We start from the raw sequence: 19,180 nt of genomic DNA, 5'->3' as shown, positions 1-19,180 counted from the left end.
GAGGGAGCTTGCTCCCGCTGGAGTGCGAAGCGCTCCCAGGATCTTGGGGCCGCTGCGCAGCCCAGCGGGAGCAAGCTCCCTCGCCACAGTGCAGCGTTCCCACATCTGGATCGAGGGTCAGTGATTGATTCCCCCGATCCTCACCAACCCCGCTTCAAGCCCAAACACCTCAACCCCCTGCGGCGTCGATTGCCCGGTGGTGACCTTCACTCGCTCTACCGGTTTATCCATCGCCGCCCGATACTCCACCGTCATGTCCGCCTGGATCGCCTGGCTGGGAATCACGATCGCCTGGTCATTGTTATAAGTGACAATCGTCAACCTCGCACTCATGCCCAGGCGCACCCGTTGTAACTGCTTGGGCGTCAGGGTGGGGATCGACAAGGTCACCGGAAACTGCGCACTGCCCTGACTGTCGCTGGCGATGGCCAGGCCGCTGACCACGCTGACTGAACCTGTCAGCCGCTCGCCATCAAAGCCATCGCCCATCACTTCAACGGTCTGGCCCTGACGCAACTGGTTGATATCCAGCTCTGAGACCTTGGCCACGATTTTCAACTGTTCGATATTGGCCAGCCCGAACAGCACCTGGCCCTGGCTGACCTTGCTGCCGGCCTGCACCGGCGCGTTGTTAGTCCCGCCACCTTGAGCGGTACTGGTGCCACCGGGCGCCGGTACCACAATGCCGGAGAAGGGCGCCTTGACCTCCTTGCCTTCGAGCAGTGTTTGCAAGGCTTCGTACTTCACCGTGGCATTGGTCAGCTCCATTTCGGCGATCTGCCGATATTCGCCCTGGCCTTGGTCCAGGGCTTGTTGCAGCTCACTGCGCGCCGCCGCCAAGTCCAATTGCTGTTGCTGGGTTTGCTGCTTGAGGTCGTCAAGTTCGTTACGAGGGATGATGCCGCGTTTGAACAGGTTTTCGCTCTCGGTAAGTTTGCGTTGGGTGTTGCCCGCGGTCATTTCAGCGGTGCGTAAACTGCGACGGGCGCGGCTGACGGTGGGGCTGCTGCCCCAGTCCTGCATTTCCTGCACGGTACGCCGGGCCTTGAGTTGCGCGGAGAGGGCGTCGCGCAGCTGTACTTCAAGCGTCGCCGGGTCCATGCGCAACAGGACTTGGCCGGCCTCAACGCGCTGGCCTTGTTCGACCAGGTTGGCCAGCACATTGCCGTCGAACGGCGCCGTCAGGACGACGGTGGTGTCAGGCTCGATCTTGCCCACCAGCCCGATCTGGTGCACCAACGGGTCGGGCTTTACGGCCAGCCACTGTTCGCCTGTACCCGCCTGCTCAGCCCCGCTGCGTTGACTGAGCAGGGCGGCGGCCGCGCCGGCCAGCAGCAGGAACAAGGCAACGGCCAGCAGGGATTTTTTATTAGTAGTCATTAAGGGCAATTTCCCAACTTTCCAGCGTCATGCCCAGGGTCAGATCAAGCTGGGTCTGGGCGTTCAAATAAGTGATCAGCGCATTGAGCTGGGCGTTTTCGGCGTTGCGCAGGTCGGTCTCGAAGCTCAGCACCTGAAAGTTGGTGGAGCGCCCGGCGCTGAGCTTTTCCCGCTCGATCTCGATCTTGCGCCGCGACAACTCCACGGCGCGCTTGGATATTTCATATTGGCGCCAGCGGGTGCCAAGGTCACGCACCACATTGTTGACGTTGCGCTCCAGCTCCTGGCGGGCGTCGGTAATGCGGATTTCCTGGTCTTCTACATTTACCCGTGCACGCACTTCGGCCTGGCGCGTGCTGATATCGCCAATAGGAATTTGCACTTGCACCCCGGCGTAACTGTCCCAGGTGCGGTTATTGTTATGGCCGTTGTCGTTATCGGTGGCGGCGCGTATCTGGTTGGCGCCGGCGACCAGGTCCACCTGCCAGCGCCCGGAATCCTTGGCGATCACCAGGTCGAGGTCGGCCTGTTGGCTACCGAGCAGGGCAGCGAGGTATTCCGGTTGCTGGTTTTGCGCGAGGTTGAAGGCCTGCCGCTTATCGATCTCCATGGGGGTGGCTTCCAGTGCCTCGGTGGCACGCACCGGTGTCGACAGGTCCAGGGCCAGCAGGCGCAGCAACGCCAGGCGGCTGGTGTCGAGTTGGTTGCGCGCTTCTTCCACGCCTAATTGCTGGGTGGCGATATCGGCTTCGGTCTGCACGATCTCGAATTCGGCCATGCGCCCGGCGCTGATCAGCGCTTTGTTCACCTCCAGTAAAGTAGTGGAGCGTTTGAGCGCTTCCTGGACGATCACCAACTGTTCCTGGGCGCGCAACAATTCGCGGTAGGTGGCGATGATCTGGCTGATGGTCTGCGCCACGGTGGCCTTGAGGTTCAGGCGGTTGGCCTGCTCGGCCAGGCGCGACAGGCGCAGCGGTGCGGTGGTGGCATCCCAGCCGGCCCCGCGCATAAGCGGTTGGATGATCGCAAGGTCCAGGCCGTCGCTGCGGTAGCGGCCGGCGCGGTTGGCGTTGTTCAACTGCTGGGTCCAGGCCATGCTCAAGCGCGTGCCGTATTCGCCGAGCAGGCTGCTGGTGGGCGCGACGTTGGCGTTGCGCGCATTGTCTTGGGAGCCGCGGGTGCTGCGGTAATAGCTGTTGAGGGTGAGTTTGGGGTTGAACACGTCTTCGGCCACGCGCAGGTCGAACTTCTGCGCCACCCGTTGCAGGTAGGCGCTGCGGATCGCCGGGTTATTACGCAGGCCCAGGTACACCGCGTCCCCCAGGGTCATGGTGCTGGCCTGGGCATTCAGCGAGACGCTACGCTCGTAGCCGCTGCGGGTAGTGCTGGGTGCCTGAGGGTTGATCACCACGTCGGCGGCCATGCCCGGCAGGCTGATCAGCATGAGCAGCGGTAGGTACTTATTCATCGCGCAGGGCCTCGACCGGCTGCAAGCGTGAGGCCGACACCGCCGGGTAAATGCCAAAGAACAAACCCACCAGCAACGTACTGCCCACGCCCAGGGGCAGGGCAGCCACTGCCAACGCAAAGGCCCAGCCCGACAGCCACGCATACAGCCAGGCAGCGGTCATGCCCAGGACTGCGCCGCACAGCGCACCCACGGCGGTGAGGGTGACCGCTTCGAGCAAAAACAGGTTGCGGATATCCCGCTGGCGCGCGCCCAGGGCCATGCGGATGCCGATCTCACGGCGGCGTTCCGAGACGTTCATCAGCATCACGTTCATCACCCCCACACCGCCGCCTACCAGGGAGATCGCGCCGAGGGCCAGGAGTAGATAGGCGAAGGTGCGGCTTTGGCGGGTCATGCCATCGATCATTTGCTGGGGCACCGTGATGTCGACGCTATGGTCGGTGAGCTGGGGTTGCAGCGCGGCGGCGGCGTCCCTGGCTATGCGTTCCATGTCCTGCCCCGGCGCCGCGCGGATGAGCACGTTGTTGATCTGCGGGTTGGCATAGATGCGGCGCATGCCCTCGGCGGGAATAAACAGCGATTCGTTGGCCTGCACCGGCATCAGCATGGCCCGGGGTTGGTTGTGCAGGATGCCCACCACCAGAAACAGGTAATCGTTGATACGCACACGGTCACCCAGCTGCAGCGGGTCACCTGGCGCGCCGAGGGCCTGGGCGAGCTGGTCGCCGATCACCGCGTAGGTTTCGTTGGCATCGAAGGGTGACAGGAAGCGCCCCTCACGCAGCGCCAGGCGCATGGCGTCCTGGATACCGGCAGTACTGCCGACAAAGTTGGCATTGGCGGTCCGCCCATGAAACACAATGGGCCCGCTGAACAGGCTGAGTGCGCCGATATGGGCAATGCCCGGCACTGCCCGGCGTACCGCATCCAGGTCGAGCTGGGTGCGCATCGGCACATTGCTGCTGCCCTTGGACGGGAACTGGGCGATGAGGGTGTCGGTACCCATGTCCTTGAAAATCATCGCCGCATCCACCGCCGCGTTGTGGCCGATATTGATCAGCGCCACCACCGAGGAACTGCCGATGACGATCCCCAAGAGCGCCAGGATCGAACGCTTGCCCAGGGTACGCAGGCTGATAAAGGCTTCGTGCAGCAACTGGCTGAGGCTCTGCTCGACCCGCAGGCTCATGGGCGCCCGGCCTCATGCACCACGCCGTTGCACACCAGGATCTTGCGCTCCAGACGCTCGGCAATGTGGGGGTCGTGGGTGACGATGATCAGCGTCACCTGTTGGTCACGGTTGAGGTTCAACAGCAGGTCCATGATCTCTTGGGCGGTAGTGCTGTCGAGGTTGCCGGTGGGTTCGTCGGCCAGGATCACCGAGGGTTTGCCGACCAAGGCGCGGGCAATGGCCACACGTTGGCGCTGCCCACCGGAGAGGTCGGCGGGGCGATGTTGGGCGCGTTCGGCGAGGCCGACTTGTGCGAGCATGCGCTGGGCGTGTTCCACCGATTCATGCCGCGACACGCCTCGATAACTCAAGGGCAGCGCGACGTTGTCCAGGGCACTGAGGCGTGGCAGCAGGTTGAAGCTCTGGAACACGAAACCGATCTGCTGGTTGCGGATCGCCGCCAGCTCATCGGGGGTGGCGTTGAAAATATCGTGGCCGGCAAAGTGGTACTGGCCGCAGTTGGGCAGGTCCAGCAGGCCGAGGATATTGAGCAGGGTGCTTTTGCCGGAGCCAGAGGCACCGAGAATGCCGCAGCTGTCACCGCTGGCGATGGACAGGCACACGTCATTGAGAATGCTCAATTCTTGCCCGGCGAGCTGATAGCGCTTACCGATGCCTTGCAGGGAAATCAAGCCGGGTTGCGCGGGGGTCTGTGTCATCATGACTACGCCTGCAGTCTCGACGGTACCGCCTTGCTCCCCGAAACTCCTTGTAACAAGTTCAGAAGCTGCCTGTAGCCGTCACGGACTGGTTTTATTTCTTGTTTTTAAAATATTGTTTGAATAGTAACTGCCTTCCTGACGCTTCGCCAGCCGTCGAGGTAGAGCGGTTTTACCGGTTGAAACGATTTTCTCAGCGGGTGTAAGAGGTGGGTAAAAACTCTACGATTTGCCTCAAAAGCCCGGATATAAGGGCTTTGCACGATATGGCGGAGTGTCACTACTTGCTTTCGACGGGCCGCCCCGGTATAAAAAATCAAATTATTTTTTAAAACAATATTTCCGCCGTGGAACCCATATGGTCGCGAAGAAACTCAGCGCTCCAAACGTTACCAAGACTCGACTGCTGGATGCGACAGAGGCTCTTTTCATCAAGTACGGCTATGACGCCGTGTTGCTACGGCAGATAACCGAGCGTGCCCAGGTCAACCTGGCGGCGGTGAACTACCACTTCGGGGACAAGGACTCCCTGATGAAAACCTTGCTGATGCAGCGCCTGGAGCCCCTCAACGAGCAACGCCTGGAACTCCTGGCGCGCTGTGAAGCCGAATCCGATGGCCCGCTCGATTGCGACACACTCCTGGGCGTGCTGTTTGCCCCGGCCATGGGCCTGGAGCGCAGCGACCCGGCCAGCGGGGAAGGGCGCTCGTTCATCCGCTTCCTGGGCCGGGTCTACAGCGACACCTCGCCGTTTATCCAGGAATACCTCAAGGTCCATTACCAGCCGGTGTTCCAGCGTTTCTTCGAAGCCTTCGCCCTGGCCCTGCCGGATTTGCCACGTAATGAACTGGGGGTGCGCCTGCAATTTGCCCTCAAGGCCATTTCCGGGGTCATGGCCGGCACCGAACTGCGCCTGCTGATGAACTCCATGAGCCTGGGCCGCCCGGCCACGGATGCCGAGGTGATGGCCAAGCTGATTACGCTGGTGTCGGCGGCGATTCGGGTGCCGCAGCAAAGCCAGGAAGCCGAAACGGCACTGGCCAAGGTGCTGGAAACCCAGCGCGCCCTACGCGAACACCACGCCCTGTAGGAGCGAGCTTGCTCGCGAAAAACGTCAACGATAGCGCGAGCACTCTGGCTAACCGCGGCGTCATTGCGTTCTTCGCGAGCAAGCTCGCTGCTACAGAGGTTGGCCCTTTTTTCGGAGCCAAAAAACAGGCAAAAAAAAGCCCGCTGGGGCGGCGGGCTTGATATGCAACGTTTGTAACGGATGAGGCTTCACACTACGTCTCGGCTTGTGAATAAAACGTGAAAAATATGTAAGAGAAAGTGTGAATGTGTCGATGTACGTAAAGCTGCTCTCCAGCTGTCGCTAAATCTTCCAGCGTGCGGCACTTTTGCCAAGCCGTTGACGCATCTGATCGACGTTCGCCGCCAGTTGCAGGGTCAACAGGCGATACCCATCCAGCGCACTGTACACCGGTGCATCCAGCGCAGGCTCACTGGCATGGGCGTGACCGGTACGCTCCAACCGCTCCGTCACCCCCGATTTCAACGCGCGCGCCATCCCCACCAACTGCACCCGAATTTGCCGATGCTCGGCTTTCAACATGACTTGCATCCGCGCCGTGGCCTGCTCGTCGCGCGGGTCCGGCCGGGTATTGCCCAGAATCTCCAGGGTGCTGATGCACAGGCGCAGGTGCCGCTGGATCGCATCCAGTTCAGTCATGGAAATCCGCACTTCTTTGGACACCGACGGCATCAACGAACGCAGTTGCACCATCGCCCCATTCAAACGGTTGAGCAGCTTGAGGTGTTCGTCGTCAGTCACGGATTGGCCATTGATGATCCGGCTATAAATCTGCGCGCAGTCACGCAGGGCGCTGGCCAGGTTGTAGCGCCACGAATACACGGCGTACAACGGCAAGGCAAAGGAAAACGCCAGGGCCAGCAGAATGCCGATGAGGATATCGACGGTGCGCCACAGGCCATCGGAGATCGGGTTGTCGCCATGGCCGGCGACGATAAACACCGTGATCGCCGACAGCAGCGCGATATAACCGCCCTTGCCGATGGCGTGATAGGAAAAGAATCCGCACACCACGGACATCAACAGATAGGTGAGCAACGGCAGGCCGAAGTAAGCCTGTTGTACCACCAGCAGCAAGCCGACGCTGGCGCCGATCAAGGTGCCGTAGGCGCGTTCGACGGCTTTTTTGCCGATATTGCCGTGGTGCTGCAACCCGCCGATGACGATCAGCATGGTCACCGACGCCCATTCCCCGTGAGGCAGGTTGAGGCCGGTGGTCAGCAGGATGGTTGCCAGCAAACCCACCGATACGCGCGCGGCGTGGATCAGCTTGGCATGGCGAAAGCGGCGGTAGGGGTCGAGCAAGGGGCGCAGCAGGCGCCGGGCAAAGAAGGGCAGGTTCATCAGTCTTAAAATGGCCTCAAATGTATGAATGTGCTCGATCAAATGTGGGAGCTGGCTTGCCTGCGATAGCATCACCGCGACCTGACTGAAAGACCGAGGTGCTGGCATCGCAGGCAAGCCAGCTACCACACTGACCTGTCTGCACATTGGAACGGGGTTGGCTTCAGAAGATGTAGTCGGTGGTCAGGAAGCTGGAATCGCGGTTGCGCAAAATATCGCTGAGCAACGCCTTGTTACTCTCCTGGAACTTGGTCGCCACCAAGGTGCGGATCGAGAACACGCGCAAGGCGTCATGCACCGACAACGTGCCCTCGGCCGAGTTCTTGCGCCCGTTGAAGGGGAAGGTGTCCGGCCCGCGCTGGCATTGGGCGTTGATATTGATACGGCCCACCTGGTTGGCGAAGGTGTCCACCAGGCGTCCGACTGCCACGGGGTCGGTGCCGAAGAGGCTCAACTGCTGGCCGAAATCCGAGTCCAGCACGTAGTCGATCACGGTCTCCAGGTCGCGATAGGGCACGATCGGCACCACGGGGCCGAATTGCTCTTCGTGGTAGACGCGCATCTGCGGGTTCACCGGGTACAGCACTGCCGGGTAGAAGAACGAACCACGGCTGCTGCCGCCCTCGGGGTTCATGACCTTGGCGCCATGGCGCGCCGCATCGGCCACCAGTTCGCTGAGGTAGTCGACCTTGCCCACTTCCGGCAGTGGCGTCAGCGCCACGCCATCCTCCCACGGCATGCCGGGCTTGAGCGTCGCCAGCTTGGCGTTGAATTTCTCGATAAAGCGCTCGACCACGTCTTCATGCACGAACAGGATCTTCAACGCGGTGCAACGCTGGCCGTTGAACGACAGCGAACCGGTGACGGCTTCGTTCACCGCATTGTCCAGGTCCACTTCGGGCAGCACGATCCCCGGGTTTTTGGCATCCAGGCCCAGCGCAGCACGCAAACGGTGCGGCTTGGGGTGCAGCTTTTTCAGATCACTGGCGGCCTTGTTGGTGCCGATAAACGCAAAGATGTCGATCTTGCCGCTGGCCATCAGCGCGCTCACGGTCTCGCGGCCGCTGCCGTAGATCACGTTGATCACCCCGGCCGGGAAGCTGTCGCGGAAGGCTTCCAGCAAAGGGCGGATCAACAGCACACCCAGCTTGGCCGGCTTGAACACCACGGTATTGCCCATGATCAAGGCCGGGATCAGCGTGGTGAAGGTCTCGTTCAACGGGTAGTTGTAAGGCCCCATGCACAACGCCACGCCCAGGGGCACGCGGCGGATCTGGCCGAGGGTGTCCTGCTCCAGTTCAAAACGACTGCTGCGGCGGTCGAGTTCCTTGAGGGCATTGATGGTGTCGGTGATGTAGTCGCAGGTACGGTCGAATTCTTTCTGCGAGTCCTTGAGGTTCTTGCCGATCTCCCACATCAGCAGCTTGACCACCGCATCGCGCTGTTCGCGCATGCGCCTCAAAAACGCTTCGACGTGCTGGATACGCTCGACCACGCGCATCGTCGGCCATGCACCCTGGCCACGGTCGTAGGCGCGCACGGCAGCATCCAGGGCGGTGAGGGCGGTGTCGGCATCCAGCAACGGCGTGCTGCCGATGTGTACACGCTCATCACCCAGTTGCACGGGGCTTTGCACGCGGGCGAGCGGGCCGTTCCACACCTGCAACTGGCCATCGACCAGGTATTCACGTTGTTCAATGGGCGCCGCCAGGCGAAATTGCTCGGGAATCTGCGCGGTGGAGGTGGGAAACAGCTGGGCGAGCAGGTTGCTGGTGGTCATGTCGCTACCCCTGGAATAGTTGCAAAACATGACTAGAGAGTCACCCAACAAGCGGCTCTAACGCAAGGCTTGCGCGCATTCTTGTTCGCAGGGTGGTGTACGCCGGGTAAACTGCGCGGCTTTTCAGAAGGAGTTCACATGAGTCAGTACCAGCCGGGCATTCTTGCCGCACCGGTGCCTTTGCAGGCCCGCCATCTGTTTTTTGCCCTGGATTCGTTGCAAGCCGTGCCCGCTGCGCTGGACGCGCTGGTGCAGTTGACGGATGCGGCGGCCGTGGTGGGGTTCGGTGAGCCGCTGGTAAAAGCGCTGGGTGCCCCGATCCCAGGGCTGCGCTCATTCCCGGCCGTTAGCGGCCCTGGCGCGCACAACCCGTCGACTCAGCAGGCGCTGTGGGTATGGTTGCATGGGGTGGATCGCGGTGAGTTGTTGCTGCGCAGCGGTGCCGTGGAAAAAGCGCTGGCTCCGGCGTTTCGACTGGTGCAATCGACTGAAGGTTTCCGCTACAAGACCGGCTTTGACCTGACCGACTACGAAGACGGCACCGAAAACCCCCACGACGATGCCGCCGTGCAAGCCGCGCTGACCGACACCGGCGCCAGCTTCGCCGCGATCCAGCAATGGCAGCACGACCTCGACGGTTTCGCCGCATTGCCTGCCCAGGAGCGTGACCACATCATTGGCCGCCGCCATGGCGACAACGAAGAACTCGACGACGCCCCGGAATCGGCCCATACCAAGCGCACTGCCCAGGAAAGCTTTACCCCGGAAGCCTTCGTGGTACGTCGTTCGATGCCCTGGGCCGAGAATGGTCAGGCGGGGTTGATGTTCCTCGCGTTTGGTCATTCATTCGATGCGTTTGAAGCGCAGTTACGACGCATGAGTGGGTTGGAAGATGGGATTGTCGATGGCCTGTATCGCATCAGCAAGCCGCTGACCGGAGGCTATTACTGGTGCCCGCCGGTGAGGGAAGGGCGCCTGGACCTGAGTCTGGTTTTTTAACCGCCTTTTTGCCTGCTCCCTCAAGCGCTTTTGAGCGCTTCCAGCCACGCGGGATCGAGCCGGGTTTGTTCGGTGTCGATCCCCAGTGCGTGCATCTTCGCCTTGTGTGCTTCGATTTCGCCGACCAGTTGCGCCTGGGCGCTGGAGTTGGCGTCCAGCTCGTGCATCTGCGTCAGCCCCAAGTGATAGAAACGCAACAGCTTGATGGCAGTGGGGTCGTTGGCTTGCACCCGCTCGGTGACCTTGTGCATCACATTGGTCACGCTCATCAGGCTGCGCTTGAGTTGCCAGCCATACACCGCCGGCGCCAACCAGGCCTGGCTCCAGAACGGGCCACGCACCAGCGCGACCGTGATCAACACCCCGGCGAAGACGCCACCGACATTGAAGCGAAAATTGTCACCGCCAGGCTCACCGAACAGCATCACCGCCAGGCTCGACAGCAGCATGGCCAAGGCCAGGAACAGCGCCGCGACGATCAACGTGCTACGGCGGGTCTGTTGGCGATAGGCAGTGGGGTCGCAGGGTTTGAGTTCGAACATCCGGGGCAGGTCTCCAAAAAGGGCGGTCATCTTCTCACGCCTGGCGTAATGAAGTTGAACGATGGCGCGGGGCGGTTTCTCTAAAATGGTGAACCCCTCATGAGGTCAGTCATCATGTCTGAACACAAGCAGCCACCCCCAGGTACACCGGATCCGAACCGTACGCCGGGTGAGGAGGAGCGTGATAACGATGCGTTGCGCCCCAACGATCCCAAAGAGCGCAGTCCGGACAACGATGTCGAGCGCGTCGAAGAAGACCTGGAAAACCTCCACGACAGAGCCCGCCCGCTTTAGCAGGAGAATATGATGAACAAACCTACCGATGGTCCCTCTTCCAACGAACACGCCAGTGGCAAGGATGAACTGGGCTTCGACCCGGATTCGCCGGATGTAGCCGACCCACAGGTCGATCCCATCGGCCCGGCTATTGCGCCGTTGGACAAAAAGGACGACGAGACAGCGAAAAAAAAGCCGCCCTACGATCCGTTGGGCGACTTGAAGCAATGAACCGAGCCCCGCCGTTATGCGGGGCTTTGTTTACCTGGGCGGCGACCAGCTGACGTCGCTGATACCGTATTTTTCCGCCCAGGGCCGGGTGGTCTTTTTCACCTGTTCGTGACCTACGCGGCCGATGCGGCTGACATGGGCAATGTCGGCATCGACGGCCGCCCAATGCCAGGCCTCGGCGTTGTTCATCACTTCGGCGCGCACCACGAAAGACTTGGGTTTACCGTGTAGCTGATAGTGGACGGTGTAGATTTTTGCGGTACTCATGCTGCCTCCCAATCTTGTTATAGATGGATAGGCCGGCGCTCCAAAAGGTTCATTCAAAATGACAACGCACGCAGAGGCGCGGCATAGTGACGCTCTTGCCCCGCGCCCAAGGATCGCGCCATGCACACACTCACCGATAGCCGCCTGTACCTGCAACGCCTGGGCTATGCCTCGCCACCGCCGCCCACCCTGCAAACCCTGCGGGACTTGCAACTGCGCCATGTGTGCAGCTTTGCCTTTGAAAGCCTGTCGACGTTGATGCATGCACCGGTACCGATCGACCTGCCCAGCGTTGAGCGCAAGGTGCTGCACGAGGGGCGCGGCGGCTATTGCTACGAGTTGAACCAGCTGTTCCTGGCACTCTTGCAGGAGTTGGGCTTCGAAGCCCGTGGCATCACCGGGCGTGTGGTGATCGGCGGCCCACCAGACGCCCACACTGGGCGCACCCATCGCTTGAGCCTGGTGACCCTCGACGGCGTGCGCTATATCACCGATGTCGGTTTTGGCGGCATGGTGCCCAGCAGCCCGTTGCAACTGGACAACGACGCACCCCAGGCCACCGCTCATGAGCCTTATCGCCTGACGCTCAAACACGGCAGCTACACGCTGTGGGCGCAGGTGGGCGAGGAGTGGCGTGGCCTGTACGTGTTCGATCTGCAAACCCAGGCCGACATCGACTATGAAATCGGCAACTGGTACGTCTCCACGCACCCAGGCTCCCCGTTTGTAGGGCAGTTGAAAGCCGCGTTGCTTGCGTCTGGCAGGCGCCATACGTTGGCCAACGCCCGCTATGCGGTTCATTACCTGGACCGGCCCAGCGAGAAGCGCAAGCTGGAGAGTGCTGATGAGTTGCTGACGTTATTGCGCGACACCTTCGGCATTTGTTTGCCGGCTCAGCCGCAACTTCGCGAAGCGGTTGAGCACCTGATCAGGGTCGATCTCGAAGAGTATTGAGATAGAGCCTTCGCTGAACCGTTTTTTCTCCATTTTGGTGCAAATCAGTTCGAACTTTTTGCAAACGCCAAGGTTCGAACCGATTCCTGAATACTTTGCCCACCTTAAAATGGAGATGTAAAACGATGTCCAAACTATTCGGAAAATTCCTCAAGAACACCTCGTTGCTGGCCCTGGTGGCCGCGCCTGGCGTGGTGTTCGCAGCACCTTCCACCGACCCGATTTCCACGTTCGGGATCATGGGCAGCTACAACGACTTCAAACTTGAAGGCGGTAGTGAAAGCGACAAGGACCACATGCCCGAAGCCGGCCTGTTCTATAACTTCGGCAACAAGCTCACCGCCGAATCCGGCTTCATTTACCAGGCCGGTATCGAAGCCAAGTACGGCGAGAAGAGCGATAACAAGCTCAAGGAAGGCCAGGCCGACCTCGACCTCGGCTGGCGTGCCGCGCTGGATGCGCGCAACTTCGTCGATGTGATCGTGGGCGGTGGCTACACCTGGACCCGCTACGAGCCGGACACCAATGGCTACGACATGAAGCTCACCAACAAGTCGCCGTTTGCCAAGGCAGCCCTGGGCTACAACCACCAGTTCGATGACATGACCCTGCGCGTTGAAGCCGGCGCCCGTCACACCATCGACGGCCGCGCCAAACTCAAGGTTGACGGCGTTGGCAGCGACAGCGTGGACCTCAAGGACCGCACCAACCCTTACGCCGAAGTCAGCCTGCTGATGAACCAGAAGGGTGACCTGCCAGTGATGGCGGGCCTGTACTACACCCGCACCGAGTACAAGCTCGATAACGACTCCTATGTGGCCGACAACACCAAGCTCAAGCGTGATGAGTATGGTTTCAAGGTGGGTATCGCGTTCTAAGGTTATCGCCCGGGCAAACCGCAAGTTTGAACACAAACGCCTCGATGTGAATCGAGGCGTTTTTATATCTGTAGCCACAATATGGGCAAAGAGGGCCAGTATATTGAGGGCATGTAGGAGCGAGCTTGCTCGCGAAAAACTCACAGGCGCCGCGTTTATTCAGGAAGCACGCATTATCGTCGACGTTTTTCGCGAGCAAGCTCGCTCCTACAGGGGAACGCATTCCAAATGTGGGAGCGGGCTTGCCCGCGAAGGCGATGATGAATGCACCGCCTCTCTAATACCTCGCCCCTGAAACGCAAAACGGCGCCCAAAGGCGCCGTTCTGTTTACTGCATCAACCTAAGCGATCAAACGCCCAGCACCGCGTGCTGTACCAGGGTGAGCAACGGTTGTGGGTACACGCCCAGGAAGAACGCGAGCAGGGCGATAGCCAGCAGCATGACGCCGCCTGCCTTCTGTTCCCAATGCAGCTCGGCATCCACACGGCGCAGGTTTGGCTCGATCAGGTACAGGGTGACCATCACGCGCAGGTAGTAGAACACGCCGATGGCGCTGCCCAGTACCAGCGAGGCAACCAGCCACCATTCGTGGGCTTCGACACCGGTCGCGACGATGTAGAACTTGCCGATAAAGCCCGCCGTCAGCGGAATACCGGCCAACGACAGCATCATCACGGTGAGCACGGCGGTCAGGTACGGACGGCGCCAGAACAGGCCGCGGTATTCGTACAGGGCGTCGGCGTCACGGCCTTTGTACGGCGACGACATCAAGGTGATGACGCCGAACGCACCAAGGCTGGTGATCACGTAGGTGACCAGGTACACGCCGATGGCTTCCACGGCCAGGCCTTTGCTCGCCACCAGGGCGATCAGCAGGTAGCCGAAGTGGGCGATAGACGAGTAACCCAGCAGACGCTTGAGGTTGTTCTGGGTCAGGGCCAGCAGGTTACCGAACAGGATCGACGCAATGGCGATCACCGTCAGCACGTTGCTCAGCACGCCGGTGTTGGCGGCAGGGGAGATCTGGAACAGACGCACCATCACTGCAAACACGGCCACTTTCGACGCGGTCGCCAGGAACGCGGCCACCGGCGCCGGGGCGCCTTCGTACACGTCCGGGGTCCACAGGTGGAACGGCACCAACGACAGCTTGAACGCCAGGCCGATCAGCATCATCGCCAGGCCCAGTTGGGCAATCGGCGCCGGGCTGTTGGTGGCGGCCAGCGCGTGGCCGATACCGGTGAAGCTCAGGCTGCCGGCTTCGGCGTAGAGCAGGGCCATACCGAACAACAGGAACGCGGAACCGGCGGCCGACAGCACCATGTACTTGATGCCGGCTTCCAAGGAGCGCTTGTTGAAGAAGGCGTAGGCCACCAGGCCGTAGGTCGGGATCGACAGCAGTTCCAGGCCGATGAACAGGCCAGCCAGGTGCTGCGCGCTGACCAGCACGATACCGCCGGCCGCAGCCAGCAGGATCAGCAGGTACAGCTCTTCGCGGTTGCCCGGGTAGCCGGTGCCGCCTTCGCCGAGGTAGGCGTGGGCGAGGGTGACGCAGGCCAGGGTCGCCACCAGGATCAGGGCGATGTACAGCAGCGCGAAGTCATCGACCATCATCAATGGCGTGACTGCCAGTGGCGCGACCTTGAGGGCCGGGATGATCGACAGCAGGGCCAGGTTCAACCCGGCGCAGGACAGCAGGAACGTTTGCGAGTGATTGCGGCGCCAGGCGATTGCCAGCATCACCACTACGATGGTGAGGCTGGTAATCAGCAGCGGCGCAAGCGCGATAAAGTGTTGGATCGTGAATTCCATAGCGCTCTTACCGGGCCGAAGCGAGTTGAGAGAAGGCGGTGCCGAACCACTGCTGCACGCCATGCATCGTTGCGGCAGAAGTGTCCAGGAACGGTTGCGGGTACACGCCGATGAAGATCAGCAACACCGCAAGGCCGAGCACCATGATCAGTTCGCGCGCATCCATCCCTTGCAGGACGGTGTCGGACTTGGCCGGGCCGAAGTAGGCGCGGTGGATCATGATCAGCGAGTAGACCGAACCGAACACCAGGCCGGAGGTGGCGATGGCGCTGATCCACGGCGTCTGCACAAAGGCACCCATCAGGATCAGGAACTCGCCGATGAAGTTACCGGTACCCGGCAAGCCCAGCGACGCGGCGGCAAAGAACAGGCTGATCGCCGGCAGGTAAGCGATGCGCGACCACACGCCACCCATTTCACGCATGTCACGGGTGTGCAGGCGCTCGTACAGCTGGCCACTCAGGATAAACAGCGCAGCGGCAGAAACACCGTGGGCCAACATCTGGATCACTGCGCCTTGCAACGCCAGCTGGCTGCCGGAGTAGATGCCGATCAGTACGAAACCCATGTGGGAAACGGACGAGAAGGCAATCAGGCGCTTGATGTCGGTTTGGGCGAAGGCCAGGAACGCACCGTAGAAAATCCCGATCAGACCCAGGGTCATGGCGATCGGCGCGAACTCGGCCGAAGCATTCGGGAACAGCGGCAGGGCGAAACGCAGCAGGCCGTAGGCAGCGGTCTTCAACAGGATACCGGCGAGGTCCACGGAACCGGCAGTCGGCGCCTGGGCGTGGGCATCAGGCAACCAGGAGTGGAACGGCACCACCGGCAGCTTCACCGCGAAGGCGATGAAGAAGCCCAGCATCAGCACGTACTCGGTGGTCAACGACATCTTGGTCTTCAACAGATCGGCGTAGTTGAAGGTAATCACGCCGGTGTTGTTGAAGTTGACCAGTACCAGGCCCAGGATCGCCACCAACATGATCAGGCCGGAAGCCTGGGTGAAGATGAAGAACTTGGTCGCTGCGTAGATCCGGGTTTTCTTGCCGTCCGAAGAACTGTGACCCCAGAGCGCGATGAGGAAGTACATCGGCACCAGCATCATTTCCCAGAAGAAGAAGAACATGAACAGGTCCAGCGCCAGGAACACGCCGACAACGCCGCCCAGGATCCACATCAGGTTCAGGTGGAAGAAGCCCACGTGACGCTGGATCTCTTTCCAGGAGCAGAGTACCGAGAGGATACCCAGCAGGCCGGTCAGCAGGATCATCAACAGCGACAGGCCGTCGAGGGCCAGGTGCACGTTGATGCCGAAGCGCTGGATCCACACGTGCTTGAATTCAAGCGCGAAGGTGGGATCGACGCCTGGTGCCGGCGCGAATGAATAGTCACCATGGGCCCACAGCCAGAGGCCGAGCGCGAGTTCCAGGGACATGGTCAGCAACGCAATCCAGCGGGGGAGGGTGGCGCCGAAGCGTTCACCCATCCAGCAGAGCAGGCCGCCGATAAAGGGGATCAGGATTAGCCAGGGCAGAATCATGACGGGCTCGTTTCCTTTCGCAAGTTCGCAAAGTACGCAGTGCACTTAAACATAGTCAGACCGCTACCACGACGATGGCGCCGATCACCAGAACGGCACCCGCCGCCATGGACGCTGCATACCAACGCAATTGGCCGGTCTCGCTGCGGCTCAGGGCGGTGTGACCGGCCTTGGCGGCACGCGGGATCAAACCGATGGTCTGGTCGAGCGGGTCTTTGCGCAGCACGTGGCTGATCGCAAGGTAAGGTTTGACGAACAGTTTGTCGTAGATCCAATCGAAGCCCCAGGCAGCGAACCACCAGGCCGACAGGAAGCGACCAATGCCACTGTTGGCCACGGCAGTCACGAAGCGACGCTTGCCGAGGAACAGCAGAGCCGCCAGCAGGATACCGGCGATGGCGATGGCGCCCGAGGCGATTTCCAGGCTGTGCTGGGCTTCGCCGCCGGCATGGCCGACGCTTTGTGGCAATACACCGTGCAGTGGCGGGGTGATCATCGCACCGACGAAGGTCGACAGGATGATCAGCACCGACAGTGGCAACCAATGGGAGATGCCGTGGCCTGCGTGCGCTTCGGTCTTGGCTTCACCATGGAAGGTGATGAAGATCAGGCGGAAGGTGTACAGCGAGGTCATGAACGCACCTACCAGGCCTGCGTACAGCAGATTCTGGTTACCGCTGGCGAAAGCTTCCCAGAGGATTTCGTCCTTGGAGTAGAAGCCTGCGGTTACCAGCGGCAGGGCGGCCAGGGCGGCACCACCGACGATGAAGCTGGCGTAGGCCAGTGGCAGTTTCTTCCACAGGCCGCCCATCTTGAAGATGTTCTGCTCGTGGTGGCAGGCCACGATCACCGCACCGGAGGCGAGGAACAGCAGGGCCTTGAAGAACGCGTGGGTCATCAGGTGGAAGATCGCCGCGTCCCAGGCGCCGACGCCCAGGGCCAGGAACATGTAGCCGATCTGGCTCATGGTCGAGTAGGCGAGGATACGCTTGATGTCGGTCTGCACCAGCGCGGCGAAGCCGGCCAGTACCAGGGTCACGCCGCCGACGATACCCACCAGGTGCAGGATGTCCGGCGCCAGGGTGAACAGGCCGTGGGTACGGGCGATCAGGTAGACACCGGCGGTTACCATGGTGGCGGCGTGGATCAGTGCCGATACCGGGGTAGGACCGGCCATTGCATCCGCCAGCCAGGTTTGCAGCGGCAGTTGCGCAGATTTACCCACGGCGCCACCCAGCAGCATCAGGGTAGCCAGGGTGATCCAGAAGTCGCCGACCTGGAATTTCTGCGGTGCCAGCACCAGCAGTTCCTGGATGTTCAGCGTGCCCACCTGTTGGAACAGGATGAACAGGCCGATGGCCATGAACACGTCGCCGATGCGGGTGACGATAAACGCCTTGAGTGCTGCGTTACCGTTGTTGCGGTTGCTGTAGTAGAAACCGATCAACAGGTACGAGCACAGGCCCACGCCTTCCCAGCCGAAGTACAGGAACAACAGGTTATCGCCCAGCACCAGGAACAGCATGCTGGCGATAAACAGGTTGGTGTACGAGAAGAAGCGCGAGTAGCCCGCTTCACCGCGCATGTACCAGGACGCGAACAGGTGGATCAGGAAGCCCACACCCACCACCACGCCGAGCATGGTGATCGACAGGCCGTCGATGTAGAGGGCGAAGTTGGGCTTGAAGCCCTCGACCGCCATCCACTGCCACAGCACCAGGGTGTAGTGACCACCTTCGGGCGGCGCCACGTTGAATTGCCAGATGACGTAGGCGGCCACGATGGCCGACAGGCCGATGGAGCCCACGCCGATCAGGGCCGAGAGGTTCTCCGACCAGCGCCCGCGAGAGAACGACAGCAGCAGGAAACCGATCAGGGGGAATACGAAAGTCAGAAAGATCATGTTCATCCGCGCATCTCACTGGCAGCGTCGATATCAAGCGTGTGGAAGCGACGATACAGCTGCAGCAGGATCGCCAGGCCAATACTGGCTTCGGCGGCTGCCAGGCTGATCACCAGGATGAACATCACTTGCCCATCCGGCTGGCCCCAACGTGCGCCTGCCACGATGAACGCCAGTGCCGCAGCGTTCATCATGATTTCCAGGCTCATCAACACGAACAGAATGTTACGGCGAACCATCAGGCCGACCAGGCCAAGGCAGAACAGGATGCCGGCGACCGCCAGACCATGCTCCAAAGGGATAGCAGGCATCGTCATTGCTCCTTGGCTTCGTTGCGGCCCAAGTGGAAGGCAGTGATGGCTGCGGCGAGCAGCAGCATCGAAGCCAGTTCGACCACCAGCAGGTACGGGCCGAACAGGCTGATGCCCACGGCTTTCGCGTCTACGGTGGTGTGGCCGATGGCCTGGCCGCTCTGGTGAGCGAACAGCACATACAGCAGTTCACCCAGCAGCAGGGCTGCGAGGACAACCGGGCCGAGCCAGATGCCGGGCTTGAGCCAGACGCGCTCCTGGGCGACCGAAGCCGGCCCCAGGTTGAGCATCATCACCACAAACACGAACAGCACCATGATGGCGCCGGCGTAGGCGATCACTTCCAGCACACCGGCGAACGGTGCGCCGAGGCTGAAAAAGGTCATGGCCACGGCGATCAGCGAAATGATCAGGTAGAGCAGGGCGTGCACGGGGTTAGTGTTGGTGATCACGCGAAGCGTGGACACCACTGCAATACCCGATGCGAAATAGAAAGCGAATTCCATCTTTC

The 19,180-nt window shown here is 61.1% G+C and carries 19 protein-coding genes; 6 read left to right on the top strand and 13 right to left on the bottom strand.

Annotated elements, in window-relative coordinates:
- Nucleotides 1-117: 117 nt before the first annotated feature.
- Genes APH41_RS02825 through APH41_RS02810 form a run of 4 tightly spaced genes read right to left on the bottom strand, consistent with a single transcriptional unit; the run spans nucleotide 118 to nucleotide 4,744 of the window.
- Complete coding sequence (locus APH41_RS02825) at nucleotides 118-1,380, bottom strand: efflux RND transporter periplasmic adaptor subunit (RefSeq protein ID WP_054917307.1); 1,263 nt, start codon at nucleotides 1,378-1,380, stop codon at nucleotides 118-120.
- Nucleotides 1,370-2,848: a TolC family protein gene (locus APH41_RS02820; RefSeq protein ID WP_054917306.1), complete on the bottom strand. Its 1,479-nt coding sequence runs from the start codon at nucleotides 2,846-2,848 to the stop codon at nucleotides 1,370-1,372. Before APH41_RS02820 ends, APH41_RS02825 begins: the two co-directional genes overlap by 11 nt.
- Nucleotides 2,841-4,040 carry an ABC transporter permease gene (locus APH41_RS02815; RefSeq protein ID WP_054917303.1) on the bottom strand — a complete coding sequence of 400 codons (1,200 nt, stop codon included), beginning with the start codon at nucleotides 4,038-4,040 and terminating at the stop codon, nucleotides 2,841-2,843. The genes APH41_RS02820 and APH41_RS02815 overlap by 8 nt, the downstream gene beginning before the upstream one ends.
- Nucleotides 4,037-4,744 carry an ABC transporter ATP-binding protein gene (locus APH41_RS02810; protein WP_054917300.1) on the bottom strand — a complete coding sequence of 236 codons (708 nt, stop codon included), beginning with the start codon at nucleotides 4,742-4,744 and terminating at the stop codon, nucleotides 4,037-4,039. Before APH41_RS02810 ends, APH41_RS02815 begins: the two co-directional genes overlap by 4 nt.
- A 355-nt stretch (nucleotides 4,745-5,099) precedes the next feature.
- On the opposite strand from APH41_RS02810, the gene APH41_RS02805 reads away from it, so the two are divergent.
- On the top strand, nucleotides 5,100-5,831 hold the full coding sequence (locus APH41_RS02805; RefSeq protein WP_034127895.1) for a TetR/AcrR family transcriptional regulator: 732 nt from the start codon (nucleotides 5,100-5,102) through the stop codon (nucleotides 5,829-5,831).
- Between the two features lie 282 nt (nucleotides 5,832-6,113).
- Here APH41_RS02805 and APH41_RS02800 read toward each other — a convergent pair whose 3' ends face one another.
- Both APH41_RS02800 and APH41_RS02795 read right to left on the bottom strand, forming a co-directional pair.
- Nucleotides 6,114-7,175, bottom strand: coding sequence for an FUSC family protein (locus APH41_RS02800; RefSeq protein ID WP_054917297.1), 1,062 nt, complete (start codon nucleotides 7,173-7,175; stop codon nucleotides 6,114-6,116).
- 163 nt (nucleotides 7,176-7,338) lie between these two features.
- A complete protein-coding gene (locus APH41_RS02795) occupies nucleotides 7,339-8,955 on the bottom strand; it encodes an NADP-dependent glyceraldehyde-3-phosphate dehydrogenase (RefSeq protein WP_054917294.1) in 1,617 nt (538 codons plus the stop codon).
- A gap of 138 nt (nucleotides 8,956-9,093) precedes the next feature.
- Between APH41_RS02795 and APH41_RS02790 the strand changes: the two genes are divergently transcribed.
- Nucleotides 9,094-9,954 carry a Dyp-type peroxidase gene (locus APH41_RS02790; protein ID WP_054917287.1) on the top strand — a complete coding sequence of 287 codons (861 nt, stop codon included), beginning with the start codon at nucleotides 9,094-9,096 and terminating at the stop codon, nucleotides 9,952-9,954.
- Between the two features lie 20 nt (nucleotides 9,955-9,974).
- Here APH41_RS02790 and APH41_RS02785 read toward each other — a convergent pair whose 3' ends face one another.
- The gene (locus APH41_RS02785) at nucleotides 9,975-10,496 is read right to left on the bottom strand and encodes a DUF3087 family protein (protein ID WP_054917278.1); all 522 of its coding nucleotides are present in this window, start codon (nucleotides 10,494-10,496) and stop codon (nucleotides 9,975-9,977) included.
- Between the two features lie 114 nt (nucleotides 10,497-10,610).
- On the opposite strand from APH41_RS02785, the gene APH41_RS27820 reads away from it, so the two are divergent.
- A complete protein-coding gene (locus APH41_RS27820; RefSeq protein ID WP_057974912.1) occupies nucleotides 10,611-10,790 on the top strand; it encodes a hypothetical protein in 180 nt (59 codons plus the stop codon).
- Nucleotides 10,791-10,802: 12 nt separating this feature from the next.
- Entirely contained in the window at nucleotides 10,803-11,003 is a 201-nt protein-coding gene (locus APH41_RS02780) for a DUF6021 family protein (RefSeq protein ID WP_032902837.1), read from the top strand.
- A gap of 30 nt (nucleotides 11,004-11,033) precedes the next feature.
- Here APH41_RS02780 and APH41_RS02775 read toward each other — a convergent pair whose 3' ends face one another.
- Entirely contained in the window at nucleotides 11,034-11,270 is a 237-nt protein-coding gene (locus APH41_RS02775) for a DUF6555 family protein (protein ID WP_003192128.1), read from the bottom strand.
- A gap of 120 nt (nucleotides 11,271-11,390) precedes the next feature.
- Between APH41_RS02775 and APH41_RS02770 the strand changes: the two genes are divergently transcribed.
- Both APH41_RS02770 and APH41_RS02765 read left to right on the top strand, forming a co-directional pair.
- Nucleotides 11,391-12,224 (top strand): arylamine N-acetyltransferase, encoded by an 834-nt coding sequence (locus APH41_RS02770; protein WP_054917274.1) that lies wholly within the window; start codon nucleotides 11,391-11,393, stop codon nucleotides 12,222-12,224.
- A gap of 125 nt (nucleotides 12,225-12,349) precedes the next feature.
- The gene (locus APH41_RS02765) at nucleotides 12,350-13,102 is read left to right on the top strand and encodes an outer membrane beta-barrel protein (protein WP_034127889.1); all 753 of its coding nucleotides are present in this window, start codon (nucleotides 12,350-12,352) and stop codon (nucleotides 13,100-13,102) included.
- Between the two features lie 349 nt (nucleotides 13,103-13,451).
- On the opposite strand, the gene nuoN is transcribed toward APH41_RS02765, so the two are convergent.
- From nuoN to nuoJ, 5 genes are read right to left on the bottom strand one after another with little or no spacing between them, the layout of a single operon-like run.
- On the bottom strand, nucleotides 13,452-14,915 hold the full coding sequence (gene nuoN, locus APH41_RS02760) for an NADH-quinone oxidoreductase subunit NuoN (RefSeq protein WP_003174731.1): 1,464 nt from the start codon (nucleotides 14,913-14,915) through the stop codon (nucleotides 13,452-13,454).
- Nucleotides 14,916-14,922: 7 nt separating this feature from the next.
- Complete coding sequence (nuoM, locus tag APH41_RS02755; RefSeq protein WP_014718913.1) at nucleotides 14,923-16,455, bottom strand: NADH-quinone oxidoreductase subunit M; 1,533 nt, start codon at nucleotides 16,453-16,455, stop codon at nucleotides 14,923-14,925.
- A 55-nt stretch (nucleotides 16,456-16,510) separates the two neighbouring features.
- A complete protein-coding gene (nuoL, locus tag APH41_RS02750; RefSeq protein WP_014718912.1) occupies nucleotides 16,511-18,364 on the bottom strand; it encodes an NADH-quinone oxidoreductase subunit L in 1,854 nt (617 codons plus the stop codon).
- On the bottom strand, nucleotides 18,361-18,669 hold the full coding sequence (gene nuoK / locus APH41_RS02745; RefSeq protein WP_003174727.1) for an NADH-quinone oxidoreductase subunit NuoK: 309 nt from the start codon (nucleotides 18,667-18,669) through the stop codon (nucleotides 18,361-18,363). The genes nuoL and nuoK overlap by 4 nt, the downstream gene beginning before the upstream one ends.
- A gap of 2 nt (nucleotides 18,670-18,671) precedes the next feature.
- Nucleotides 18,672-19,175: an NADH-quinone oxidoreductase subunit J gene (gene nuoJ, locus APH41_RS02740; protein ID WP_003174726.1), complete on the bottom strand. Its 504-nt coding sequence runs from the start codon at nucleotides 19,173-19,175 to the stop codon at nucleotides 18,672-18,674.
- Nucleotides 19,176-19,180 lie beyond the last annotated feature (5 nt).

Origin of the sequence: Pseudomonas sp. NBRC 111138, assembly GCF_001320835.1 — a bacterium.
In the GTDB taxonomy this organism is placed as follows: Bacteria; Pseudomonadota; Gammaproteobacteria; order Pseudomonadales; family Pseudomonadaceae; genus Aquipseudomonas; species Aquipseudomonas paracarnis.
The sequence above is the reverse complement of the archived record's forward strand: the minus strand, read 5'-3'. Positions and strand labels throughout refer to the sequence as shown.